This window comes from Mucilaginibacter pedocola (assembly GCF_002013915.1).
GTDB lineage: Bacteria > Bacteroidota > Bacteroidia > Sphingobacteriales > Sphingobacteriaceae > Mucilaginibacter > Mucilaginibacter pedocola.
This window is the reverse complement of the sequence record NZ_MBTF01000002.1, coordinates 288,420-314,640: the sequence shown is the minus strand read 5'-3', so window position 1 is coordinate 314,640 and position 26,221 is coordinate 288,420. Positions and strand designations below refer to the sequence as shown.

22 protein-coding genes are annotated in these 26,221 nt (G+C 46.2%); 10 read left to right on the top strand and 12 right to left on the bottom strand.

The genetic code is table 11. The features are described 5' to 3' along the window. The first annotated feature begins 4 nt into the window (after positions 1–4). The 3 genes from BC343_RS05680 (at position 5) to BC343_RS05670 (ending at position 3,683) form a co-directional block, all read left to right on the top strand. Positions 5–1,924 (top strand): glucosamine-6-phosphate deaminase, encoded by a 1,920-nt coding sequence (locus BC343_RS05680; RefSeq protein ID WP_078346764.1) that lies wholly within the window; start codon positions 5–7, stop codon positions 1,922–1,924. Positions 1,925–2,100: 176 nt separating this feature from the next. Further along, the gene (locus tag BC343_RS05675) at positions 2,101–3,213 is read left to right on the top strand and encodes an acyltransferase family protein (RefSeq protein ID WP_078346763.1); all 1,113 of its coding nucleotides are present in this window, start codon (positions 2,101–2,103) and stop codon (positions 3,211–3,213) included. A gap of 2 nt (positions 3,214–3,215) precedes the next feature. Continuing rightward, positions 3,216–3,683: a DUF2059 domain-containing protein gene (locus tag BC343_RS05670; RefSeq protein WP_078346762.1), complete on the top strand. Its 468-nt coding sequence runs from the start codon at positions 3,216–3,218 to the stop codon at positions 3,681–3,683. Positions 3,684–3,909: 226 nt separating this feature from the next. Here BC343_RS05670 and BC343_RS05665 read toward each other — a convergent pair whose 3' ends face one another. After that, on the bottom strand, positions 3,910–6,465 hold the full coding sequence (locus BC343_RS05665; protein WP_078346761.1) for a PIG-L family deacetylase: 2,556 nt from the start codon (positions 6,463–6,465) through the stop codon (positions 3,910–3,912). 357 nt (positions 6,466–6,822) lie between these two features. Between BC343_RS05665 and BC343_RS05660 the strand changes: the two genes are divergently transcribed. Genes BC343_RS05660 through BC343_RS05645 form a run of 4 tightly spaced genes read left to right on the top strand, consistent with a single transcriptional unit; the run spans position 6,823 to position 11,438 of the window. Continuing rightward, positions 6,823–7,470, top strand: a complete 648-nt coding sequence (locus BC343_RS05660; protein WP_078346760.1) for a TetR/AcrR family transcriptional regulator — start codon at positions 6,823–6,825, stop codon at positions 7,468–7,470. A 7-nt stretch (positions 7,471–7,477) separates the two neighbouring features. Further along, positions 7,478–8,818 carry a TolC family protein gene (locus BC343_RS05655; protein WP_238381708.1) on the top strand — a complete coding sequence of 447 codons (1,341 nt, stop codon included), beginning with the start codon at positions 7,478–7,480 and terminating at the stop codon, positions 8,816–8,818. A 21-nt stretch (positions 8,819–8,839) separates the two neighbouring features. Continuing rightward, positions 8,840–9,892: an HlyD family secretion protein gene (locus tag BC343_RS05650; RefSeq protein ID WP_078346758.1), complete on the top strand. Its 1,053-nt coding sequence runs from the start codon at positions 8,840–8,842 to the stop codon at positions 9,890–9,892. A 4-nt stretch (positions 9,893–9,896) separates the two neighbouring features. Continuing rightward, on the top strand, positions 9,897–11,438 hold the full coding sequence (locus tag BC343_RS05645; protein ID WP_078346757.1) for a DHA2 family efflux MFS transporter permease subunit: 1,542 nt from the start codon (positions 9,897–9,899) through the stop codon (positions 11,436–11,438). A gap of 254 nt (positions 11,439–11,692) precedes the next feature. On the opposite strand, the gene BC343_RS05640 is transcribed toward BC343_RS05645, so the two are convergent. Beyond that, entirely contained in the window at positions 11,693–12,277 is a 585-nt protein-coding gene (locus BC343_RS05640) for a carboxymuconolactone decarboxylase family protein (RefSeq protein WP_078346755.1), read from the bottom strand. A 77-nt stretch (positions 12,278–12,354) separates the two neighbouring features. After that, positions 12,355–12,900, bottom strand: a complete 546-nt coding sequence (locus BC343_RS05635) for a peroxiredoxin (RefSeq protein ID WP_078346754.1) — start codon at positions 12,898–12,900, stop codon at positions 12,355–12,357. 198 nt (positions 12,901–13,098) lie between these two features. Between BC343_RS05635 and BC343_RS05630 the strand changes: the two genes are divergently transcribed. Continuing rightward, complete coding sequence (locus BC343_RS05630; protein ID WP_078346752.1) at positions 13,099–15,018, top strand: WG repeat-containing protein; 1,920 nt, start codon at positions 13,099–13,101, stop codon at positions 15,016–15,018. Continuing rightward, the gene (locus BC343_RS05625; protein WP_078346750.1) at positions 15,015–15,635 is read left to right on the top strand and encodes a DUF2306 domain-containing protein; all 621 of its coding nucleotides are present in this window, start codon (positions 15,015–15,017) and stop codon (positions 15,633–15,635) included. Before BC343_RS05630 ends, BC343_RS05625 begins: the two co-directional genes overlap by 4 nt. A gap of 189 nt (positions 15,636–15,824) precedes the next feature. Here the strand turns inward: BC343_RS05625 and BC343_RS05620 are convergent, their stop codons facing one another. Continuing rightward, positions 15,825–17,423 (bottom strand): NADP-dependent glyceraldehyde-3-phosphate dehydrogenase, encoded by a 1,599-nt coding sequence (locus tag BC343_RS05620; RefSeq protein ID WP_143822076.1) that lies wholly within the window; start codon positions 17,421–17,423, stop codon positions 15,825–15,827. A gap of 232 nt (positions 17,424–17,655) precedes the next feature. On the opposite strand from BC343_RS05620, the gene BC343_RS05615 reads away from it, so the two are divergent. Then, on the top strand, positions 17,656–18,573 hold the full coding sequence (locus BC343_RS05615) for an NADH dehydrogenase (protein ID WP_078346748.1): 918 nt from the start codon (positions 17,656–17,658) through the stop codon (positions 18,571–18,573). Positions 18,574–18,652: 79 nt separating this feature from the next. Here BC343_RS05615 and BC343_RS05610 read toward each other — a convergent pair whose 3' ends face one another. From BC343_RS05610 to rpiA, 8 genes are all read right to left on the bottom strand, one after another. Further along, positions 18,653–19,117 (bottom strand): RES family NAD+ phosphorylase, encoded by a 465-nt coding sequence (locus BC343_RS05610; protein ID WP_078346747.1) that lies wholly within the window; start codon positions 19,115–19,117, stop codon positions 18,653–18,655. A gap of 6 nt (positions 19,118–19,123) precedes the next feature. Next, positions 19,124–19,585: a type II RES/Xre toxin-antitoxin system antitoxin gene (parS, locus tag BC343_RS05605; RefSeq protein WP_078346746.1), complete on the bottom strand. Its 462-nt coding sequence runs from the start codon at positions 19,583–19,585 to the stop codon at positions 19,124–19,126. Positions 19,586–19,682: 97 nt separating this feature from the next. Then, the gene (pgl, locus tag BC343_RS05600) at positions 19,683–20,411 is read right to left on the bottom strand and encodes a 6-phosphogluconolactonase (RefSeq protein WP_078346745.1); all 729 of its coding nucleotides are present in this window, start codon (positions 20,409–20,411) and stop codon (positions 19,683–19,685) included. Between the two features lie 6 nt (positions 20,412–20,417). Further along, positions 20,418–21,932, bottom strand: a complete 1,515-nt coding sequence (gene zwf / locus BC343_RS05595; protein WP_078346744.1) for a glucose-6-phosphate dehydrogenase — start codon at positions 21,930–21,932, stop codon at positions 20,418–20,420. A gap of 101 nt (positions 21,933–22,033) precedes the next feature. Next, positions 22,034–23,452 (bottom strand): NADP-dependent phosphogluconate dehydrogenase, encoded by a 1,419-nt coding sequence (gndA, locus tag BC343_RS05590; RefSeq protein ID WP_078346743.1) that lies wholly within the window; start codon positions 23,450–23,452, stop codon positions 22,034–22,036. 1 nt (position 23,453) lies between these two features. Beyond that, positions 23,454–24,077 (bottom strand): HAD family hydrolase, encoded by a 624-nt coding sequence (locus tag BC343_RS05585; RefSeq protein WP_078346742.1) that lies wholly within the window; start codon positions 24,075–24,077, stop codon positions 23,454–23,456. Between the two features lie 153 nt (positions 24,078–24,230). Then, a complete protein-coding gene (gene tal, locus BC343_RS05580) occupies positions 24,231–25,325 on the bottom strand; it encodes a transaldolase (RefSeq protein WP_078346741.1) in 1,095 nt (364 codons plus the stop codon). A gap of 128 nt (positions 25,326–25,453) precedes the next feature. Further along, complete coding sequence (rpiA, locus tag BC343_RS05575) at positions 25,454–26,149, bottom strand: ribose 5-phosphate isomerase A (protein ID WP_078346740.1); 696 nt, start codon at positions 26,147–26,149, stop codon at positions 25,454–25,456. Positions 26,150–26,221 lie beyond the last annotated feature (72 nt).

Genomic DNA, 26,221 nt, shown 5'->3' with positions numbered 1-26,221 from the left:
ATTTATGGCACGATTAAATTTATTGGAAGAGACGAGGTACGAGAAGCTGCCCGTTAGCGTGTATGCCAACCAAAAAGAGGCATCGCTGGCGGTAGCGGCACGCATAGCAAAGCTGATACGCGGCAAACAGGCAGCAGGGCAGCAAACCGTTCTGGGTTTGGCTACCGGCGTAACGCCCATCGGCGTTTATGCCGAGCTGATTCGCCTGCACAAAGAAGAAGGCTTATCATTTAAGGATGTAGTAACTTTCAACCTGGATGAGTACTACCCTATGAAGCCTGATGCTGCCCAAAGCTACGTTACTTTCATGAACGAGAATTTATTCGACCATATCGATATCGATAAAGCTTTAGTGCACATCCCCGATGGTACCTTGGCACAGGATGATGTGGCTGCCTTCTGTTTAGATTACGAACGCCAGATAGAAGAGCTTGGCGGTTTGGATTTGCAGCTATTGGGTATAGGGCGTACCGGGCACATTGGCTTCAATGAGCCTGGCTCTGCACCCAACTCGGGTACCCGTTTGGTAACGCTTGACGACCTTACCCGCCGCGATGCTTCGCGCGATTTTGGTGGTAAAGAGAATGTACCTACCAAAGCCATCACCATGGGCGTTGGTACTATCTTTAAAGCCCGCGAAATTATCCTGATGGCATGGAGCGCCAAAAAAGCGCCTATCGTACAAAAAGCTGTAGAAGGCGAAATATCAGGCGAAGTACCTGCTACCTTCCTGCAGCTTTCTGATAGTGTTGAATTCGTATTGGACCAGGGTGCTGCTTCTGACTTAACGCGCTTTAACACCCCATGGCTGGTTAAGGATTGCGTTTGGGAAAATGCTTTAATTAAAAAAGCCGTTATCTGGCTATCAGGCGCCGTAGGTAAGCCTATCTTAAAACTGACCGAAGAAGATTACAATGCGCATGGCATGGCGCAGCTTGCCGTGGAGCAAGGGCCGGTATACAATATCAATATCGACATATTTAACCAGGTACAGCATACCATTACCGGTTGGCCGGGTGGTAAGCCGGGTGCTGATGACAGCCAGCGCCCCGAACGTGCCGAACCGGCACGCAAGCGCTCTATCGTATTCTCCCCGCACCCCGACGATGATGTAATATCTATGGGTGGTACATTTATTAGGCTCGTTGACCAGGGGCATGATGTACACGTAGCATACCAAACATCGGGCAATACTGCAGTATGGGATGATGATGTATTGCGTTATGTAGAGTTCGCTATCGACTTTAAAGAAAGTGTTGGCGAAGATGCTGCTGAGCTGAAAAAACTTTACGGCGAGATGCGCCATTTCATCGAGAACAAAGTACCTAACCAGGTAGATACGCAGGAGATACGCAATGTTAAAGGTTTCATCCGTAAAACCGAAGCGATAGCCGGTGCACGTTACGCAGGCTTGCCGGATAGCAATATCCATTTCCAGGCTTTGCCTTTTTACGAAACAGGCAAAACCAAGAAGAATGCCGTTGGCGAAGAGGATATCCTGTTAACTATGGAGCTTCTGCAAAAAATAAAGCCACACCAGGTTTTTGCAGCAGGCGATTTCGCCGACCCTAACGGTACGCACATCGTTTGCTTCAACATTATCCTCGCTGCCCTGCAACGCTTAAAAGAAACCGAAGAGTGGGTAAAAGATTGCTGGATGTGGCTGTACCGCGGTGCATGGCACGAGTTTGCTACCCACGAGATTGAGATGGCTGTACCATTATCGCCTGCCGAAGTATTGCGCAAGCGCGATGCGATCTTCAAGCACCAAAGCCAGAAAGATACCCCGGTATTCCCCGGCGATGATGCCCGCGAGTTCTGGGTACGCGCCGAGGACCGTAACCGCGAAACTGCCGTTTGCTATGATAAGCTCGGTATGGCGGAATATGCAGCCATGGAGGCTTTTGTGAGGTACAAGTTTTAATTTTACGTGGAGGCGCGACACATCGCGCCTCTTTTGTTATCATACATTCACCACCATGTCATTGCGAGCGATAGCGCGGCAATCTCATAGGATATTAGCGTATGCAAAGTTCGCCACCTGTCCTATGAGATTGCTTCGTACCTCGCAATGACATTATTTAATAATAGCATTAGATAATGACCGCAGCCCTCACCAAATCCCCCCGACTGCTTTCCCTTGATGTTTTCAGGGGAGCTACCATTGCTACCATGATATTGGTTAACGACCCCGGCGATTGGGGGCACATTTATGCGCCGTTAGAACATTCGGTGTGGAATGGCTGTACACCAACCGACCTGGTGTTCCCTTTCTTCTTGTTCATGGTGGGCGTATCTATTGTTTACGCAATGGAAAGCCGGAAGGCATCGGGCGAGAATCAGTCGAGGATGATATGGACGGCCTTGCGCCGGATGTTTGTAATGATGCTCATCACCTGGTGTACGCAGGTTATTCTCCGCTGGAATTTCGATCTGAGTAAACTACGCCTGCCCGGCGTGTTACCACGCATTGCCATGGTGTACTTTATTTGCACCGTGCTTTATTTAAAAACCTCGCAAAAAACGCGAGACTGGGTATTTGTTATCGCGTTGGTCGGTTACTATTTGTTAATGACATTTGTGCCCGTGCCCGGCGTGGGTTATGCCAACCTCGAACCCGAAACCAACTTGGGTGCCTGGATAGACCGCACCTTGCTTACGCCCGACCACCTTTGGCGCTCTTCGCGCACCTGGGATCCGGAAGGTTTACTGGGTACCTTACCTGCCATTGGCACAGGCTTATTCGGCATGCGAGTGGGCACCTGGCTAAAACGTAAAGACCGAGACGATACGGTAAAAGTAAGTTGGATGTTCACTTATGGTGTTATTGCTGTGGTGCTGGCGCTGTTTTGGGACCTGTTCTTTCCCATCAACAAAGCCTTGTGGACAAGCTCATTTGTACTATACACCGGCGGACTGGCAACTATTGGGCTGGCGCTTTGCTTTTGGCTGATAGATGTGCAGGGCCGTAAACGCTTCACCTACCCTTTTGTAGTTTTCGGCACTAATGCCATTGCGGCTTATGTTCTTTCGGGCTTTATTCCACATTACTATAATCTTATTCGTTGGGACGATAAGAATATTTACCAGCACCTCATCGAGCCACACTTCTCGCCGGTGAACGCTTCATTGGTTGGCGCAATTTTAATTGTGCTGATACTTTGGCTGGTGATGTGGGTATTCTATATTCGTAAGATATTTATAAAGATCTAACCATGAAATTAAAACTAACCCTTGTACTGTTATTGTTTTGCGCATTTGCCAAAGCACAAACTGCCGCTACCACTACAATAACCCCGGCTCATTTAAAGGCCGCTGAAGATGTTTTGTTAGCCGCAAAGGCCGATGCCATGTTTAAATCGAGTATGGAAACGATGCTTGCACAAGCCAGCAAAAGCATACCCGAAGATAAACGCACCAAATTTATAGAGGTGATGAATGCATTCATGGTGAAATACATCAGTTGGGACACCATGAAAGACCAAATGGCCAGTTTATATGCGCAAAATTTTACCGAGAAGGAATTAAAAGACCTTGCTGTTTTCTATCGCTCGCCGTTGGGTTTAAAGCTGAACGAAAAGCAGCCACTACTGTTACAAAAAGGAGCAGAATTGGGACAGCAAGCTGTACAGGGCCACCAGGTAGAACTGCAGCAAATGATGCAGGATGCGTTTAAGCAATAGTTCGTTCGCGCTGCAGGTTCTGTTATCAGGAGAACCTGCAGGGACAAAAAAATTGTTATGTTGAGGCACGAAGCATCTGATCGCCGATTTGCAAACGGACTAATGCATTGTGGTTATTAGATCCTTCGCTATCGCTCAGGATGACAAAGGTGCTATTTAAGAAGCTTTATCAACAAGAACAAATACGCCACGCCGAGACTTTTTTCGGTGTGGCGTTTTGTTATCGCTATTTACTTTTATACCCCACGCCTTCTTTCTTTGGCGGCTTGCTTAACAAATTCACGAACAGCCTGTAAGCACCCGGCACACCTGCAGGTAACTCCCTGAAGAATACCAGCGAGGTATACACGAAACGCCCCTCACCATAATTGGCAACGATGAGTGAGCCATTGCTTTGCGGCTCGCCCGGGTCGCCCATTTGTAGCGGAGTTTTGTATTCAGGGTCTATGTTGCTCACCATGTATACGCTGCGTTCCTGTATCCAATCTTTAAAATCGTCTTGCGTTATTTTGTTAGGGTAGTTTAATACCGGGCTATCCTTATCCAAAATGGTAACGGGCGAATCTTCTGTAGTTACCCTTTGGTTAACCGGCTGGAAAGGGTACGGACCAAGGTTTTTTGTAACCAGGCCATTGTTGTTGTTGTATTGTACCACCAGGTTTCCGCCGTTTTTTACATACTCCATTAGTTTAGGCTGCTGGTAAGCAAGGCGTTGGTTCACATTGTAAGCCCTTACGCCAACTACTATGGCATTGTAGGCAGACAGGTCGCCGTTTATTACTTCGTTTTCGCTTAGCTGATGCACATCATAGCCTACTTCGCGCAAGGCATCCGGTATTAAATCGCCTGCACCAGCTATGTAGCCTATCTTTTTACCTGCGGTTTTCAAGTCTATGTTTACCAGTTTAGCTTGCGCCGGAGGGAAAATAGTTATAGCCGGTACGTGTGTGTACCTGATATTGAGCAAACCTTGCGAAAAGGTTTTGCCATTGGCAGTAACAACAACATCAAGGTTTGCCGTATTAGATTTACCGTCTGTCGGCGCAACGGTGAATGAGGCGGTCCACTCATCGCCTTTTTTCTTATCAGCAAAATTGGCCGCACCGGTTATTTTCCAGCCAGCAATTGGTTTTATACTAATGCTGCCGCTTGCGTTGGTAAAACTTTTAAGCTTTACCTGTATAACTTGGGGCACGGCGCTATTGTAAACATAGGTCTTCTCGGCAATGTTAGCGGTAACTGGTGGAGTTATTTCCAATGGCTGATAGATCTCTCCACGGGCAGGGTCAACATACTTGTACATTACTTTACGATAGTATGCCAGCTTCCTTCCATCCATAGTAAATTCGAATTTCGCGGTAGGCGCGTCGGTATTTTCAGGAGGGCCTGCAAGCGTGTCGTTGGCCAATACATAGCTGGCAATACCGTGCGGAGCCTCCAGCCAGTAAGGTTGAGTGATCTTTTTTAAGGTAAAAGGTCGTAATTGCTCTGTGCTCAACTTTCCCGGGCTTAAAACAAATGCATTATCGGGTATATTTAGATAGAGAACTGTGCCGTCAACAGAGATTTGCATATCGCTCATGGGAAGAGCGAATGGTGTAAACATCTGCGCTCTCAAATCCAATTTATCACCAACGGCATAGCTTTGCTCGGGCGCATACGCCTCGAACCACAATCCCGCGCAGGCGGCTATCAAGTCCTTCAACTCCTTAGTTTTCTGCTTATGCCAATAGGTATAATCTTCCACCGCTTCGGGGCGCAGCCTTACCGTTTGCATAGCTTTATCGCGGCCGAATTCCATATCCACTTTATCCAATAACTTTAACAATGCAGGCACTGAAGCTGACGGTTCATCATCGTTAAAGCTTTTGCTAACCGTTGCCAGTTCTGTTCCTATTGGCGCGCCGCCGGGGATGCGTGCCCAGGTGGTATTCACGCCATCCATCAAGTCGGTTTTTGGCGCATCTCCTAAAATGGTTTTAAAATACTCGAAGGCATCGCCACGCTGGCGGGCCGAACCAAAGCCCTGGGTTTTGTGATTGCTGCGGCTTTCTGCTGCTATTTCGCCGTAGCTTTCGCCAAGTGTGGGGTTGTACCCACCAACGTTCAGTTTAAACTGGTCTTCGCTGGTGGTATTCACATTACCGAAGCTAAAGGTGTTCCAAAGCAAACGTTTTGCCTGCCATACTGTAACACCATGTTTCAATTGTTCGGGGTAGCGTTTTGGGTCGGCGGCAGCGCTAAAGGCCTCCTGCGCTAATATGGCCGATGCCGTGTGGTTACCATGCCCGCCTTCGCCTGTTGTAGGGAAGCGGCATATCATTACATCGGGCCTAAACTGGCGTATTACCCAAACCATATCGCCCAATATTTTATCCTTACCCCAAAACTTCAGGGTCTCTTCGGGATTTTTAGAAAATCCAAAATCGGTAGCACGGCTAAAAAATTGCTCGGCACCGTCTACCCTACGCGCAGCTAACAATTCCTGCGTGCGTATAAGGCCTAAAAGTTCGCTTTGTTCATTGCCTATCAGGTTTTGCCCCCCATCGCCACGGGTGAGCGAGAGGTAACCCGTGCGGTAATGTTTCTCCTGCGCCAGGTAGGCCAGCAGGCGGGTATTCTCGTCGTCAGGGTGGGCAGCAATGTATAGTACACTACCCAGTACGTTCAGTTTTTTAAAATTCTGTTTGATGGTGCCCAGGTCGCTCGGGGGAGCGGTTTGCGCTTTTGTATTGTTGATGCCGATAAATAAGGCGATGGTAAACAGCAGAGTACGCTTCATAAAACAAATATATTACAAAGGGCTATAGCAGGGTAAAACGTAGCAATAATATTATATGGGGGTGACGGTGGGCAGAAGAGTTTGGTTCAACAGAGTGCAGGGGAATGTACGATTCCTTCCCTTGGGAAGGTGCAGGAAGGGGTTAACGAACCATATCCGACAATGCTTTGCGGCTAAACCCTCCCCGCATTTGCGCACAGCCTGCCGCACCCCTCCCGCTTGGAGGGAGTATTTCTTCAAAAACCAATCAATCGATTAATTTTTTTGGCATGATTATCAATGTCTTACAATTTACTGACAAAGCGCCATTGACTTAATTAATCGATTGATTAATTTTGTGCCGTGATAATTACCACAATGGAAAAAGAGAAAACAGATAAAAAGGATCATATCCTGGATGTTGCTGAAAAGATCTTTGCAGAATTTGGGTACGATGGCGCTTCAACCCGTGCTATTTCGGGCGAGGCCGGCGTGAACATGGCCATGCTAAATTATTACTTCGGATCAAAAGAAGGGTTGTTCCTGGCCATATTTGAGCGCCGCATTACTTACTTTCAAAAATTATTAGCCGAAATAGGTAACGACGAAACCACTTCATCCTGGGAGAAACTCGAAAAATTTATAGATAGCTATGTAGAACGTGCTGTAAATAACAGTTGTTTCCACATTATGCTGCACCGCGAAATATCAAAAACAAAAAAAACCGAGCTTACCGACAGGATAACCCCTATTGTGATGAAGAACGTATTGGTTTTCCGCAACATTATTACCGAGGGTATTGAGAACGATTCGTTCAATAAAACGGTGGATCAGGATATGGTGGTAGCAACCATGTTCGGCACTAAAAACTATATCGTTAATACCCCGCATATTTCATCGGCCATATTGGGTTATGATGTGCTGGATGGCAAAATTCAGGAGGAAATCTTAAAACCCCGTATGACCAAATACCTGAAAGATATTTTTAAAGCTTACTTACTCAACGAAAATGACAACAATAAATAATAGTCCCTTGAAACCTCACCTACTTACAAGAGCTGTTAAGGCCGCGGGTGGTTTTGCTGCATTAGTTGCAGCATTACTTGTTACCAACCCTGCAGCGGCGCAAGACAGAGCCATCACGCTTGACGAAGCCGTTAAGCTGGGATTGGAAAACAGCAAAACGCTGAAGCTATCGCAATCGAAGATAGACCAGGCGGTATCGCAATTTGAGCAGGCAAAAGACCAGGCGCTGCCTACCGGCAAAGCCAGCTTTGGTTATAACCGCGCACAAATACCGGCCAATAAGCTAACTTTTGGCGAAGAATCTATCAATCTGCCTACCAGTGCCAATGCATGGTTGGGTACGGTATCGTTAAACCAAACCATTTGGGCAGGCAACAAACTGCGCTACGCCCGCGAAAGTACTAACCTGCTTACACAAGTAGCCCGTTTAGATGCCGTGAATGACCGCGACCAGATCGCCTACAACGTTATAAGCGCCTACTACAACTTGTACAAAGTATTGCAGGCCAAAAAAGTTGTTGAGCAAAACTTAGCAACTGTTGATGCACAGATAAAACAATCGCAACGTTTCTTCGATCAGGGCTTGGTTACTAAGAACGACGTATTGCGTTTCCAATTGCAACGCTCTAACATCGAGCTGAACGGTATCGATCTGGAGAACAACCGCCGCATCATTAACTATAATATGGATATTTTGCTTGGCCTGCCCGAAACTGAGCAGTTAACCATTGCACAAATAAACGATGCTAATACAGAGGCTGCACCTTTGGCCAACTATATTGACACAGCACTTGCTCACCGCGCCGAACTAAAACAAATGGACCTGCGCACGCAAGTTGCCGAAACCAATATCAAAAGCATCAAAGCAAACGCATCGCCTACGCTTTCGGCATCGGGCAGTGCTTACTATGTTGGTGTAGCGGCTAACCCAATACCAAAAAGCGGCAACTTTATTACACCGATATCATTAGGCTTAACCTTAGGTTGGAACTTCGGCACCCTTTGGACCAACAAGAACAAGGTTACCGAGGCCCGTTTGCAACGCGAAGAAGTTGTGATCAACAAAGGCATCTATACCGATAACATCAAAAACGAGGTAAACCAAAACTACCAGGCTTACAAAACAGCCATAGATAAGATAAACCTGCTACAAACATCGATAAACCAGGCCAACGAGAACAACAGGATACTGGAATCGAAATACAAAAGCAACATATCATCGGCCACTGACCGTGCCGACGCGCAAACCTTACTTTACCAGGCACAAATTAACCTGGAACTGGCAAAAGCCGATGCAGGCTTAGCTTATTACACGCTACTAAAATCAACCGGAACTCTTAACAAATAATACTCTTAAAAAGCAAATACAATGGCAACTCAGGAAACAGAAACCAAAAAGAAACCCAATAAAGTTCTTCCTATCATATTAGGGATAATACTTATCGGTGGCATTATTTTCGGTGTTAAAGAATATATATACTTCAGCAAACACGTTGATACCGACGACGCACAAATAGACGGCGACATAAGCCCGGTAGTAGCACGCGTTGGCGGCTATGTAGACAGCATCTCTTTTGAAGAAAACACCCACGTTGACAAAGGCCAGCTGCTGGTTAAAATTGACGACCGCGACTACAAAGTAAAATTAGAGCAGGCACAAGCTGCACAAGTTGGCGCAAGCGCAAACATTGGCGTAAGCGAAGGCCAAATATCATCAACCATAGCCAACTCATCAAGCGCAAAAGCTGATGTAGCATCGGCTGCTGCCCGTTTAGAAAAAGTACAGAAAGACTACGCACGTTATGCCAACCTGGTAAAAGACGGTTCGGTTACCCGCCAGCAGTTCGACCAGGCAAAAGCCGACCTTGATGTTGCACAGGCTACCTACAACGCTATGCAAGATAAATACAAAGCTGCATTAGAGCAGGTAGCAACTACCCGCAACCAGTTAAAGGTTACCAACACCGGTGTAAGCCAAAGGCAAGTTGATATTGATTATGCCAACCTGCAATTAAGCTACACCCATGTTAAAGCACCGGCATCGGGCCTGGTATCTAAAAAGAATGTGCAGATAGGCCAATTGGTACAAGCCGGCCAAACGCTGTTCTCTATCGTTAACGATAACAGCATTTATGTTACTGCCAACTTTAAAGAAACCCAGTTAGAAAAAATCCAGAACGGCCAAAAAGTAGAAGTGAAAGTTGATGCCTACCCCGACCTGAAAGTTGAAGGACAGGTTTACAACTTCTCGCCTGCTACAGGTGCTAAATTCTCGTTATTGCCACCGGATAATGCTACCGGTAACTTTGTAAAGGTTGTTCAGCGTGTGCCTGTTAAAATTAAAATATCGGGCAGCAAAGAAGACCTTGCTAAACTACGCCCCGGCATGAGCGTAGACGTTTCTGTGATCACTAAAGACTAATACCATGGCTGAAACTGGCTTTAAAAAGTGGATAATTACAATTACGGTGATCATGGCATCGCTCCTGGAGCTGATAGATACCACCATCGTAAACGTAGCTATACCCCACATACAAGGTAACCTTGGTGCAACTCTCGAGGATATTGCATGGGTGGTTACCGGCTACGCCGTAGCCAACGTTATCATCCTGCCCATGTCGGGCTGGCTGGGCGGGCGTTTCGGGCGTAAGCAATACTTTCTTACCTCCATCATTGTGTTTACCATTGCCTCGTTCCTTTGCGGTAATGCAACTTCGCTTGATGAGTTGGTAGTGTTCCGTATACTGCAGGGTATTGCAGGTGGTGGCTTAATATCAACCGGGCAAACCATCCTGATAGAAACCTGGCCCCGCGAGCAGATCGGTACAGCAACAGCGCTGTTTGGTTTAGGTGCGGTTGTAGGCCCTACCGTAGGCCCAACCATTGGCGGCTGGATAACCGAGAACTTCTCGTGGCCGTGGATATTTTATGTGAACCTTCCGGTGGGTGCTTTAGCAGCATTCCTTACCTATACGTTCATTAACGAAACACCCAAGTCCGAGAAGAAACCCATCGACTGGTGGGGTATCGGTTTACTTGCCGTTGCAGTAGGTAGCTTGCAAACCATTTTGGAAAAAGGTGAGTCGGAAGACTGGTTCGCTAAAACATACATCATTGTTTTAACCGTAACCGCTGTATTGGGTACCATATTATTTATATGGAGAGAAATGAGTACCGACCACCCGATTGTAAACTTCAGCATTATGCGGCACCGCAGTTTTGCTGTGGGTATGTTCACCTCGTTCATATTAGGCTTCGGCTTGTATGGTTCGGTGTTCGTATTCCCGGTGTTCTGCCAAAACCTGCTTGGTTTTAATGCGCAGCAAACGGGCGAGTTGCTTTTCCCCGGTGGTTTGTGTACCATATTTATGATGCCCTTTATAGGTAAAATGCTTAACAAAGGTATCCCGGCGCAATTTATGGCCACTGCGGGTATGTTCCTGTTCTTTGTATTCACATGGATGCTGAGCAACTCCACATTGGCTACCGGCGAAAAAGATGTGTTGATACCATTGCTTATCCGTGGCGTAGGTATGGCTTTACTATTCGTACCTTTAACCACACTGGCCATGGCCGACCTGAAAGGCCCGGAAATTGGCCAGGGTTCGGGGTTGAACAACATGATGAGGCAGCTTGGCGGTTCCTTCGGTATTGCTGCCTTAACAACCATCATCCACATCCGCCAGGGCAAACACCGCAGCGATCTGCTTACCTACATTAACCCGTATAACAATGCTTTTAACGAGCGTTTGAACATGCTGCAGCATGCCTTTATGGCGAAAGGTAAAAGCGCTTTAGATGCTATGCACATGGCCTATGCAGCTATTGAAGGCACGGTAACGCGCCAAACTATGCTGCTAACCTACGATGATGCTTACTGGATATCGGGGCTGGTGATGCTGTTTTCGATACCGCTGCTTTATTTACAGCCGTTTAAAAAGCTGAAAGCAGTGGCAGATGCCCACTAAAAAACAAAACCGTTCAGCTTGCAGGCTGAACGGTTTCTCCAAAAAAATCAACAATTAAATTTGTAATCCCCCTCCGGGTTCACAAAGTGTTAGTTAAAAAAAATTATGAATAGGAGAGGTTTTATAATCTTATGCTATAAAATTAGTTGTTTTTAATTAACAAACCCAAATTTTATTTCACTTAATTTTCATGTTAACTGTAGTTACAAAAAAGGGGGCGCCAAAAGCGTCCCCTTTTTTGTTTAAGGAAAAAATTAAAATATTATTTTACCTGTAGCCGTAACTAATGATGCAATACGCACGGCATCAAAAATACGTTCTTCGGTGGTTCCCAGCTTAATAAGCGAATCTTCGTGTGCGTTCACACACATTTCGCAACCGTTAACAGCCGATATGGCCAGGCTCAACAGTTCGAAAAATTCTTTGCCGGTAGCAGGCTTCATCATCAGCTGCATGCGTATACGGGCAGGTATCTGGGTGTATTTCTCTTTCTGCGTAAAGTGGCGGAAACGATAGAACACGTTGTTTGATGCCAGTAACGATGCACAACCCGCTGCATCAGCAATTTCGGCAGGGGTAGCGCCCTGTGCTTCGGCGTAAGTGGTGTAATAGTTGGTAAGCGGCGTATTATTGTTATTAATAGCGGTGCTTAAACCCAACAGGGCGCATTCTTTTTCGGTAAGGTGTGCCGATGTAAGGGTGCTGGTGTGGTTCAGCTTAAAATCGCGTAAATAGCGCGATTCGCCTTTTTCTAACAGGGTTAGGCTTGCAGTACGGTAGGCAGTATCAAGCCCTAAGCTTTGTAATATCTCTTGTATCAGTTCGGTGCTTTCGCTCATGGTAGTTAAAATATAACGGTATAAAAAAGCCCTGCATCCTTACAGATGCGAGGGCGGTATATGATGGGGTATTAATATTAAACGGTAAGGGTTTCCTGGCCTTTTTCCCAGTTGCAAGGGCAAAGCTCGTCGGTTTGCAAACCATCCAGTACACGCAATACTTCTTTTACGTTACGGCCTACGCTCAGGTCGTTAACGCTTACCCAACGGATGATACCGGTAGGGTCGATGATGAAAGTAGCGCGGTAAGCAATTTTTTCGTTAGGCTCTAATATGCCCAGGTCTTCAGCTAATGATTTAGAAGTATCAGCCAGCATCGGGAATTTAAGGTCGCGCAAATCGTCGTGGTCTCTTCTCCAGGCAGCGTGCACAAACTCAGAGTCGGTAGAAGCACCAATCAAACGGGTTTCGCGGTCGCGGAATTCGCCGAAGTTTTTGTTGAACTCAGCAATTTCGGTAGGGCATACAAAAGTGAAATCTTTTGGCCACCAGAACATTACTGTCCAAACGTTATCATCATTCACTAAATAGTCTGAAGTGATGGTTTCAAACTCTTTACCTTTTTCAAGGCCTGTTACGGCTATTTTAGAAAACTTTGGGAATTGTTGTCCTATTGTTAACATAGTGGGTGTTTTATTAAAATTTATGCAACAAATATACAGTTTTAAAGGGCGGTGTTTTCATCTCAATTTTCTATACCATATAGGGAAATACTATAGTGTATAAGCCACACTATTATAGGCAATTATGGCACATTTGCGCGGGGCACCTACGGTAATGAAGGCCTTTTTTGATCGGTTTTATTTCCCTATCATTATGGCATGAAAACTAAACCTGTCCTGATAGTAGCAGCCGCGCTGGCGGTTGTTGTTTGCGGCTTTTTATTTAACGCCTGCAAAACCGTTAATCAACCCGAAAAAGGCGAGCTGATGGCATTCCTGAAAACATTCAATTCGATGCTGGAAGGCGGGCAGACAGAAGTAGCCCAGTCATTCTTTGATAATGGCGATAACGATAAGGCTAATAAAATATTGGTAAATGTACTTTCGGGCAAAACCGGCTTGAGCGGTAAAAAGAAACCTCTTTTTAAAGTATCGCTTGATGTGGATAATGCGGGTATAGATATTACCCAGCCCGGTTCGGCAGAGGCGCGCATTACCGTTAGTTTCGAACACCCGAAAGTTGAGCGCAGCCTTAGCAGCATCAGTTTCACCATACACAAAACTGTAGATAAACAATTTAAGATATCCGGGGCAAAAACTGACGACTTCCGGGCTGATTATGCAAGGTATCAAAACAAAGTTATAAACGCCACCATACCCGAAACGGAACTTTATAAACCGATCACGCTTGCTGCATTTAAAACAGCAGAACAATTAAAAAGCCGGTACGATAGTGTGCTTTGGTTTCAGCATATCGATAATAAAACCTGGTTCTATGTGATCAAAGGGACCATAGAAGATACTTACTATTACGAAGATCGCCTGCAACCAAGTGAGGACAGAAAGAAGTCGGACTTTAAAATGGGGCTTGTAAACCCGCAAATGGAAGAGGTTATACCGATAGAATACGACCTGGTACATAATATTGGCGGTATGATAGATAGCCTGATAGAAGTTGAAAAAGGCGGTAAAAAGGGGCTATACAATATGCAGGGAAAATTAGTAGTACCGGTAGATTATGACCAGGTGTTACCATTGACCGACGGTGAAAACCTTGCAGTATTGAAAAAGGGCTCCACTTATGCTTACTTAAAGAACGACCTTACCATGGGCGAAGACATGGTAGACTTTAAAATTGGCGATATACTTTCTAAGATAAAATATTTGTCTGGCTCGGCTAAACTGTCTGAGAAAAGTAGTAAGACTATAATGGAGTATAACTCGCGAAACACTCCTAATTCGTTGGTGATATCTCCATCATATATGGTAGAACTAAGCCTGCTTCCTAAGTTTATGGAATTCCCTAACCCCCTAAGGACGGGAATGAATGAAGAAGATGGCGGAAATGGTAGTGGTTATATTGCAGTGGAACACACTGGCGATGAAAACAAAGAAGAGAACTGGTTTCAAAGCGCATTCTACTCGGTAGTTAACGATTACTTGGGCGGGCGCGGCGGCTTGTACCAGGATAAACAGATCGTTATTGTTGATAAACGGCAGAATAAGCTTCTCGGCTTCGGCTCGGGAGTGTATATGGGCGACGAAGAAGGCGGCGGCCCATTGTCGGGCGAATGCAAAGAGAACACGTTAAGGGCGATAAATGATTCACTATTCGAGTTTAAAACCACCTCCAGTTTCTACATGCCGATGTACGATTCCACAAAAAACCTGATGGAGGGCCCCTACTATCATTATTTACAGGTAAAGAACGGGAATATCAAAGCTTTAAGGACGGATCGTTTTTTCCCGACACAATTTTTAAAGTTAGATGATAGCTATTTGCAAGGATGCTATGTCCTTGGCGACAATATGTGGGACGAAAAAGAAAAGAAAACGGTAGTAAACCACGTTACTCCTGACATGCTTCAATATATGAAGAATGAGATATACGCTTCTTATCACTACAAATTTAAAAACCCGCGGTGGAAAGAGATATTTGAATACCGCTTTTACAACAACAACGATACCACCCGGCACGATAACGTAGACGACTCGTTAACCGTCATCGACAAATACAATATCGAGTGGATAAATAAGAAACTAAAAATAACCAAGCCCGCCACCGTGGCGCTGAGATGAGAATTGTAAGGAGGTTATTGTGGTATTTCGCTTTCTTTTGGGCACTGGTGCTTAGCGCCGGTACCTTCATACAATACCTCAGTTTTAAGCACGATAGTTTTTTCTTGCAGATAAAACAACACGCCGTAAATACCGGCTGGTATCTGCCTGCTTTTTACTGCCATATTTTTGGTAGTAGTCTTATCCTCATCATCGGCTTTTTTCAGTTTAGCAAAAAGGTTTATAGCAACCGCCCGCTGCACAAATTGCTGGGTAAAATTTATGTGTTCGGCATATTATTTTTTGGAGCGCCGGGGGCTTATGTAATGACGCTGTTCGTCGACCGCGGAGCGGGTGTGTTCATTTCCTTCCTGCTACAAAATACGCTATGGGTTGCCAGCACATTAGCCGGATGGGTGCTGGTGATGAAAGGAAATATCACCGATCACAAGAAAATGATGCGCCGTAGTTATGCGCTTGCCTTTGGGGCCGTAATGTTGAGGTTTTACATATTTCTATTCAACACCTTTGGGCATGGCGTAAACTTCGAGCATAATTACCTTATTATAGCATTTGCCAGTTGGGTGCCCAATTTGCTGGTGGCAGAGTGGGTGAATAGACTGGAAGAAAAAAGTTGATAGCCCATAGTCCATAGCCGGAAAAAACCGCCATGTCATCTCGAACGCCCCGGGGCTTCCTTCGCAGTAGCGTGAGGAGAGAACTTATGCGATTTGCATAGCCGCACGGCGCGACCTCTAAGTTCTCTCCTCGCCCCTTCCCGCACTATCCCCGCCGCTCGTTCGAGATGACATCGGGGTTAGGTTATTTTACAGAATATACTTTGTGCTCAAAAAGTTTGAATCGTTATCATTCACTATCTCGTTGATGAGTTGCTTATTGCTTTCGTTAAGCTTGGTAGCAACCAGCGAACGGATAGAGAATGAACGCAGTGCATCATGTACCGATAGCGTTCCCTCGGCGCTATCCTTACGGCCGGTGAACGGGAACACGTCCGGCCCGCGCTGGCACTGGCTGTTGATGTTCACGCGGCTCACCAGGTTCACAAATGGGTCTATCAGTGCCGATATCTCTTTGGCATCGTTGCTGAAAATGCTTACCTGCATACCATGTGGCGAATCTATCTGGTATTCGATGGTTTCTTCTATATCCTCAAAGGGAATTACGGGTATCACCGGACCGAATTGCTCCTCGCGATAAAGCTTCATTTTCTCGTTAACAGGGTATACCACCGCCGGGAAAACGAACGACTCGGCTGTTACACCGCCGTGCTCGTTCATTACGCTGGCACCGTTAGCAATCGCATCATCTATGCAATCCTTTAAGTACGCGGGCTTATGCGGCTCGGGCAGTGGGGTAAGCTTTACGCCGTCGGTCCATGGCAAGCCGGGCTTAAGGGCGCTTACGGCTTCGCTTAATAATTTCAAAAACTCATCCGCCACGTGCTTCTGCACAAATATCACCTTAATGGCTGTGCAACGTTGCCCGTTGAACGATAGGGCACCCAAGATACATTCGCTTACGGCGAGTTTTAGATCAGCGTGTTTGGTAACAATTGCCGCGTTTTTGGCATCGAGGCTAAGCACTGCGCGCAAGCGGTTTATCTTAGGATGGCGTTTTTTCAGGTCGTTGGCCACTTTGCTGCTACCGATGAAAGCCAGTACGTTTATTTTTCCAGTCGCCATTAGGCCCGGGGTTACTACTGCACCACGGCCGTAAACGGTATTTACCACACCTTTAGGAAATGCATCGCGGAAGGCTTCTAATAATGGGTAGTGTAATAGCGTACCGTGTTTGGGTGGTTTAAATAAAATAGTGTTGCCCATAATAAGGGCGGGTATTAGCGTAGTAAAGGTTTCGTTAAGCGGGTAGTTGAACGGCCCCATACAAAGCACCACACCCAGCGGCGAGCGGCGTATTTGTGCCACCAACCCTTCCGCCATTTCGAAACGCGACGATTGCCTATCTATATCTTTCAACCCATCTATCGTAGCGTTAATGTATTCCACCGTACGATCGAACTCCTTAGCAGAATCAGCGTATGATTTGCCTATCTCCCACATAATAAGCTTAACAATAAGCGTACGCTGCTCTATCATCTTGTACACGAATTTATCCATGCACTTAATGCGGTCAATAATGCTCATGGTGGGCCATTCGCCGCGGCCGTTATCGTAAGCTTGCAGGGCAGCTTCCATGGCTTCCATTGCCTCGGTTTCGGTACAAACGGGGTAAGTGCCTATAAGTTTGCGTTTCAGCACGCCATCCGCATCGGGCAGCATTACGGGTGAATACACTTCGCTTACCTCGCCGTTCCATGGGCGCATTTCGCCGTTCACCAGGTATTCGCGCTGATGTATCTCTTCAATACGATGTTGTTCGGGTATTTCATCCTCGGGCACGAACATACCGAGGAGCTGTTGTTGGTAGTTTTGCATAGGCAGGTTTTTATGTTAGCCTAAATTACAAATGTTTACAGGGGAAAGCAAAGGGGAAAAATTACAGGATGGCAGAATTTGACGATAACGTGGTAGTGGAGATGTTATCCACAAGGTGAGAAAATAATCAAGGGCGGGTTTTTAACCGGCATAGTAGGCTTTTAGCTGTTAAGGCCTATATTTACCCGTAAATATATCCAACGTGATCAAAAGATTAGTGAAACGCCTTTCGGGCACAATAGCCCATAGTGTAGCCGGCATATCGCAACTGAATGATGAAACCGAAATTTTGGTCATCGGTGCAATGCTCTCCAAACAGCAATGGCTATTGCCATCAACCAATATTAACGACCACGAGTTTAAAATATTCAGCCAGTTTGGCGACGATGGCATTATACAATACCTCATCAAACACGTTGCTATAGAAAATAAGTTGTTCATCGAGTTCGGCGTATCAAACTACCAGGAATCGAACACCCGGTTTTTGATGATGAATAATGCCTGGGGCGGCTTTGTAATGGATGGCAGCGTTAACAATATGGCTCATCTGCAAAGGCAAAACTGGTATTGGAAATATAACCTTACCAGCAAAGCAGTTTTTATTGATGCAGATAACATCAACGGACTGCTGGCCGCAACAGGCTTCAGCAATATAGGTATCCTGCACATCGACCTTGATGGTAACGACTACTTTATTCTGAAAGAAGTTGAGCTTTCTAAATTAAACCCTTCCATCATCATCATGGAGTATAACGCCACTTTCGGCGACGAAAGGGCAATCACCGTACCCTACAACAAATCGTTCGATCGTACTGCGGCGCATCATAGCAACCTGTTTTATGGTGCATCGCTTGCCGCGCTTGCCACAGAGGCAAATAATAAAGGTTATGCATTTATAGGCTGCAACCTTGCGGGTAATAACTCATACTTTGTAAGGCGCGACCTGCTGAACGATAAAGTAAAAGAAACCAGTTTGCAAGAGGGCTACAAACCAAGCCAGTTTAAAGAAGGGCGCGATAAAAACGGCGCATTAACATTACATGGCGCAGCCGAAAGAGCTAAGGCAATTAGCGGCCTGGAGGTTTTGAATATAGAGAGCGGTAAAATGGAGGTTTTTTAAAACCCGGTGCAAGTATTTTTCCTGATGCTTATAATACCTCATTAAGCAATTTCGGGATAAGGCATTAGTAGTGGCGCCATTACTTCAGTAGCCTTGTATCGATGATTAACCTGTCAACAGAACGTACCTTCACCATATCGTGATATTCTTTAAACAGCGGGTTCAACAGCAAATTGTATTCGAAGCGATTAATTACCGACCTGAACCGGACGGCAATGTATTTTTCATCGCTCATAAGCTTATCACCAATTATTTGGTTTGCTATATTTTCAGGCTGCATCCAATCTTTAGGATAATGCCTATCGGGCAGTGTATATATTAATTTCTCGGGAACGTTTATTTCTATCTGTGTCAGAAATAACTCGGGCGGTATATTATCCGAATCGAAGTGTACCAGGTTCTCCAAAAAAGCAAGAGAGCTATTTTCGCTGGTATATAGTATGTAAGTACCCGCACTATTCCATCGTCCGCCAAATTTAAATGCACCAAATCCGGATAGGTCTTTGGCATGTTTTTTCGACTTGGAAATCCTGTATATCAACATATTCCGTTACGAATAAACCCCATGCTCAATACGGCCCAATATGTTATCTACCATTACTAAGCCGGTAAGTATGTGAAACAGATCTATCGGCTTCATGTAATTTAATGCCCTTATTTCGGTGTTAAGCCAACGTTGTGCTTTAGCCTCATCTCCAAAAACCTCAAACGCATGCTCGGTAACTTTAGCAATTTCGATGATGTGAGATGATGTGCGGCTATCCAGCAGGTCGTCGTCGTTTTTTCGTTCAAATGTTTTCACCGAAAGATTTAGAATATTTTCGGCAAAAGCTTTTTTTGAGATGCCCAAGTGGCCAATAAGCGCATCTAACGACGCTTTTTTAATCCCCCGGTTACTCAATCCTATAAGATCGAACTCCGATGTTACCGGTGCATCTATCAATTTAGCCCCCCCAAGAAGCTTAAGCAGGCTATTACCGGATGATATGTCTTTTTTCTCTGAAATAACCATGGCGACTTTTTTACCAAATATAAGGATAAAAAGTCGCTTGTTGTTTTGGTTAATAAAAAAGCTTGAGTTTTGCTCAAGCTTTTTTTCCTATTAGTCTTTACTTCTTCTCCAATTTCCCGGCTGCTCCTTCATCCATAAACCATTGCAGGTCGCCATCGTTGGTTTCTACAATTAATTGCGCCGGATAAAGTTCAATATCCTGTTCGTCTTCCAGTATATGTTTCACAGCTTCGGCTTTGCCTTCGCCGTATACCAGGAACGCGATGTGATGCGCGTTATTGATGAGCGGGGCGGTGAAGGTAATGCGGTTCATCTTTACCTCGTCTATATACAATGCCTGTACTGATGCGCTGTCGTCGTGCAATACCGAGGTATGCGGGAACAGCGAAGCGGTGTGCGAGTTATCGCCAAGGCCTAAAATGATGAGGTCGAAGCTGGCACTTTGCCCGTCGAAGAAATCAATGAGGTTAGCAGTATATTGCTTAGCAGCTTCGTCGGCACCCAACTCAGTTTGCACCGGGAAAACGTGCGATGGATCAATGCCCAGCGGGTCGAACAATGTGTGCTTCGCCATCAGGTAATTGCTCTGCGAATCGGTCAAAGGCACATCGCGCTCATCGCCGAAGAAGAACCATACTTTCTCCCATTCAATTTTATCACGGTATTCGCTCGCCAGCAGTTCGTGCAGTTTTTTTGGCGAACTGCCGCCGCTTAATGCCACAGCAAAGCGGCCATGTTTTTCTATCGCTTCGGCTGCTTTCTCTGCGAAGAATTCAGCCAAACTTGCCAGTACTTCGTCTGCGGTGTTAAATACGTTCAGTTTCATAGTTCCTTATTTTTTACCGTTTACAGGCAGCGTGAACCAGTTGAAACCATCGCGGGCTATTAAGGCCTCGGCAGATTCAGGGCCCCACGAGTCGGCACTATAGTTAGGGAAATTCAGGCTCTTTTTATGCTGCCAGGTGTTCAGTATCGGCATTACCAGTTCCCAGGCAGCCTCTACCTGGTCGCCGCGCATAAATAGTGTTTGGTCGCCCAGCATGGTATCAAGTATCAGGGTTTCGTAAGCCTCGGGTGCCTGGTTGGTGTAGGTGCCTTTGTAATCGAACACCATATCAACCACATTGAGTACCATATCAATACCAGGGCGTTTGGCCTGTACCTGCAGGCGGATGCTCATTTCGGGCTGTATGCTAATGATGAGCCTGTTTTGCTGCCAGCTTTCGGCGGCTTCGGTAGGGAATATCAAATGCGGCACATCCTTAAATTGGATGGTAATAACCGATGATGACTGGTGCATACGTTTGCCCGTGCGCACATAGAACGGAACGCCCTGCCAGCGCCAGTTATCTACAAAGAATTTAAAGGCAGCGAACGTTTCGGTATTCGAATGTGGGTCAACCTTTGGTTCTTCGCGGTAGCCGGGTACTTCTTTGCCCTTCATCCAGCCGCTGCCGTATTGGCCACGCACGGCCGAGTTACGCACATCCTCCGGTGTAAAGCGGCGCATAGCACGCAGTACATCTACCTTGCGGTCGCGTACTTCATCGGCGCTGAAGCTAACCGGCGGCTCCATGGCAATGTGGCAAAGCAGCTGCAGCAGGTGGTTTTGTATCATATCGCGCATAGCGCCAGAGCCGTCGTAGTAATCGCCACGCTCTTCTACGCCCAATTGCTCGGTAACGGATATCTGCACGTGCTCTATGTAGTTACGGTTCCACAGCGGCTCCATAATGGAGTTGGCAAAGCGGAAGGCCATAATATTCTGCACGGTCTCTTTGCCCAGGTAGTGGTCTATGCGGTATATCTGGCACTCATCAAAAATGCCTTTCAGCAACTCATTCAGTTCCTTGGCGGTTTCCAGGTCGTGGCCGAATGGTTTCTCAATGATGATACGTACCTTATTTTTATCCTCGGCCAGCTTGGCTTTAGATATGTTAGAGGCAATGATAGGGAAGAAATTTGGCGCCACCGCAAGGTAGAAAAGCACGTTAGCGGTGGTTTTCCATTCTTCGTTGTGCTTATCTATACGTTTGCCGAACTCTTTATAAGTTTCGGCATCGGTAGCATCAGACACCTGGTAGTAAATGCTCTGTTCAAATTCGGCCCATTTTTTAGGGTCGCTTTTTCCGCTGCGCGAAAACTGGTCGATATCCTTGTGCAGGTTATTCCTGAATTGCTCGTCGGTAAGCTTGGTGCGGCCCGTGCCTATAATAGAGAACTGCTTGGGCAGCCATCCATCAAGGAAAAGGTTATACAAGGCCGGGGCAATTTTGCGGGAATTTAAATCGCCGGTGCCACCGAATATGATGAATATAGTTGGGTCGGATTTTGTGTTTGTGCTCATGGTTGTGATTTTTTTAGAAGCAAGAGTTAAGATTCAAGACAAACATCCTGATCGTTCCCTCCGAATTCTTGTCTCTTGATTCTTATCTCTTGACTCTATTATTAACTTTTAGGAACCCACTGTGTATGGAAGGTGCCTTCTTTGCCTATCAGCTCGTAAGTATGCGCGCCAAAATAGTCGCGTTGTGCCTGTATTAAGTTAGATGGCATACGCTCGCTACGGAACGCATCAAAATAACTTAACGATGCTGCGTAGGCTGGCATAGCTATACCGGCAGATACGGCTGCGCTAAGCACTTTGCGGATGCCCGGCAATGCGGCCTCTACCAAAGCAGCTACATCTGCATCAAGCAGTAAATGCTCCAACGCAGGGTTTTTGCCGTATGCACCGTAAATATTCTCGAGGAATTTAGAACGGATGATACAGCCACCCCGCCATATTTTGGCAATTTCGTCAAGCTTCAGGTCGTACTTATACTCAACAGATGCGTTGGCCAGCATGTGCATACCCTGTGCGTAGCTGATGATCATGGTGAAGTAGAAGGCTTGCTCCAAAGCTTCAACAAACTCATCTGCATTAGCATCAATGGCTTGTGCGCCGCTGTAAATACCGGCAGCTTTGGTGCGCAGCGCTTTGTATTTAGATAGGTCGCGCATGGCAACTGCGGTATCTACTGTTGGGATGGGTGCCTGCAGGTCCATAGCGCTTTGCGATGTCCATTTACCGGTACCTTTGGCGCGGGCCTCGTCTTTAATATCGTCTATCAGCAGGTGCTCGGTACCCGGTGCTTTGTATTTGAAAATATCTTTGGTGATATCCAGCAGGAACGATTGCGCGCGGCCCTCGCTCCAGTCGGCAAATACTTTACCCATGGCATCGTTATCCAAGCCAAGGCCTTTTTTCATTACCTCGTAGGTTTCGGCAAGCAATTGCATAATACCGTACTCGATACCGTTGTGAACCATTTTCACAAAGTGGCCCGATGCACCGGGGCCTATATAGGTTACGCAAGGCACACCGTCAACCTTAGCAGCAATGGCCTCAAATATTGGCTTCATCACCGCGTAAGCATCTTTATCGCCGCCCGGCATCATGCTTGGGCCTTTGCGGGCACCTTCTTCACCGCCAGATACACCCATACCGAAGAAATGCAGCCCTACAGCTTCCAGCTCTTCTACACGGCGGTTGGTATCGGTAAACAGCGAGTTGCCGCCATCTATTAAAATATCGCCTTTATCCAACAGCGGGCTCAGTTCGGCAATTACGCTATCAACAGGCTTGCCGGCAGGCACCAGCATCATAATGGCGCGCGGCGTGGTAAGGCTTTGTATAAACTCTTTTACATCGCCAAAGCCTTTGGCCTTGCGCTCGCCGGCCTCATCGTTTAATGATGATACTTTACCGGCATCTTTATCGTGCCCTGCTACCGCGAAGCCGTGGTCGGCCATGTTGAGTAGTAAACTGCGGCCCATAACACCAAGGCCGATCATGCCGAAGGCATATTTATCTGTTGTGCTCATGTTACTTGAGGTTTTCGTCTTTTAGTTGGTTCAATATTTCTTTTGTTTTCTCGAAATCGGTATGCTGAAAGGCACGTATGCCCAGTTTCTCGGCGGTTTTTACGAACATAATGCGGTCATCGAAATACACGCATTGCTCGGGCGTGGCCTGGGCAATACCCATGGCTAATTGCCATATACCCGGGTCGGGTTTGCGCATTTTTACCTCGCACGATGAGATAAATGCGTCGAAAGCCTCGTGAAGTTTAAACTTCTTCACGCGGTAATCGTTCAGTTCTTTGCCTTCATTATTGATGGATATTACGCGGAAGCCGCAATTCTTTTTCCACTCTTTAAGGTAGGCCAGCATGTGCGGCAGCTCTTTCGACTGCGCGTACATAAATTCTTTAAAATCTTCGCGGACAAATTCGCGGGGATGATTGAAGATAACGGTATCGAGGTACTGGTCGAGCGTGATGCTGCCAATTTCGTACACGTTGAAAATGAAGTTGTGCAGGGCGTTCACCTCTTCGTAATCCAGCCCGAATTTTTCGGCGGCCAGCTTACGCGATTCGTGTCCCCATCCGTTGGTCAGCAAAATGCCGCCCACGTCAAAAAAAAGTATCTTAAGATCGGTGTATTTCATTGGTAGTGAATTAAACCTGTAGATGTATGAAAGGTACTACGGTAATTCCCCTCTCGAGAGGGGGCGTGCCGGGAATGAGCGCAAATGCAGGGGTGTGTTAGCCAAGCGGGTTAACACACCCCTAACCCCTCTCAAGAGGGGAACTATTTGTCTTTATACTTTCGCTTTTTGCTCTTCTATAGCTTTCAGCAATTTTTCGAAAGGCTTGTTGAATTTCTCGATACCTTCATCTTCCAGTTTTTGGGTGATGGCATCCAGATCAATACCCAGGCCAGGCAGTTTTGCCAAAGTAGCGGTTGCTTCATCTAAACCTAACTCTAAAGTATTGGCAGCAATACCGTGGTCGCGGAAAGCGTCAACAGTTTCCAACGGAACGGTATCAACAGTTTCAGGGCCGATCAAAGCTTCTACGTATTTGGTGTCTTTGAAAGCAGGGTTTTTGCTACCTGTACTTGCCCAAAGCAAACGCTGTGTTTGTGCGCCTTCGGCGGCCAGTTTTTCCCAGCGCTCGCCGCTGAATACTTTTTTGTAAATTTCGTATGCTTTTTTGGCTGATGCGATAGCAACCTCGCCAACTAAAGCTTTCTCGCCTTTTTCTTCTAACAGCGGGTCAACGGCTACGTCGATACGGCTCAGGAAGAAGCTGGCTACTGAAGATATGTGTGCAATTTTATGGCCGGCAGCTAAGTGCTCTTCCAAACCTGCGATGTAGGCAAGAGCCACTTCTTCGTAACGCTCTAAACCGAAAAGCAAAGTAACGTTGATGTTGATGCCTTTTGCGATAGATTCTTGTATAGCTTTCAAGCCCGGTTTTGTACCCGGTATTTTGATCATTACGTTTTTGCGGTCAACTTTGTGCCAAAGTTCTTCTGCCTGTTTGGCGGTACCCTCGGCGTCAAGCGCCAAAAACGGAGATACTTCTAAACTCACATAACCGTCGCCACCTTTTGGCTCTTCGTTATACACGGGTAAAAACAGGTCGCAAGCTGCCTGGATATCTTTTATAGCTAAGCCGAAAAATAACTCTTCGGTAGTTTTAGCTTCAGCACCTAAGGTTTTAATATCCTCATTATAGTCAGAGCTGCTTGTGATCGCTTTTTCGAAAATAGCCGGGTTAGAGGTTACGCCTCTTACGCCATCCTCATCGATCAGCTTTTGCAATTTACCCGACGAAATAATTTCGCGGTCGATAAAGTCCAGCCAGATGCTTTGGCCAAAACCATGTATTTGTTTAACGTTGTTTGCCATATTCAGGAATATTTAATTGTTCGTTTTTTCTTTAGTAGATGTATTAATTTTCAGCAAAATTGATGAATAAACAAGGGGATAGTGTAACCCTATTCTCATCCTTTTGCTATAGCAGCGTAAAAACCTGCTTATTCGTTCTTCGCTACCAGTATCTCTAATGAATAGCCTATAAAAAGCCCGCTTTCTATTACGCCGGTTATGCTTTTAATATCGCGTTCCATAGTGTCGGGCACTTCGTTAAAGTAGCAATCCAAAATCAAATTATTGTTTTCGGTTATCACCGGGCCATCCTTCCCTTTCGCCGGGCGCAGTACAATGCTGTTTGCGCCTAACTTCTTCAGTTCAGCCTCTACATGCAACAATGCCTGCGGGAACACTTCGATAGGGATAGGGAAGTTGGTGTTTATCTTCTCCACTATCTTACTATCATCAACAATAATGTAATTACGCGGACTGCTGGCTATCAGCAGCTTCTCTTTAAACATTGCCCCGCCGCGGCCTTTAATCAGGCTGTTTTTCGGGTCAACCTCATCGGCACCATCAAAAAGCCAATTGGGCGTATGCTCGTAAAGCGTTGTCATGGGGATGCCCAGCTTACTGCAGAACATCGATATTTCTACCGATGTTGGTATGCCCAGTACGTTCAGCTTTTCGGTTTTAATGCGTTCTGCTATCGCTAACAATGCCATGTATACCGTAGAGCCCGAGCCAATACCCAGCACATCGCCATCCTTAACCATGCCGGCAATTTGCTGCGCTACCTTTTGCTTTCCGCTTTGGTTAATGATCTCGGAAGACCATTTTAGCTCGCTGATTAAACTCATTGTTTTAGATTTGAGATGTGAGATTTGAGACGTGAGACAGGAAGCCTCTTTTATCTCAAATCTCATATCTAA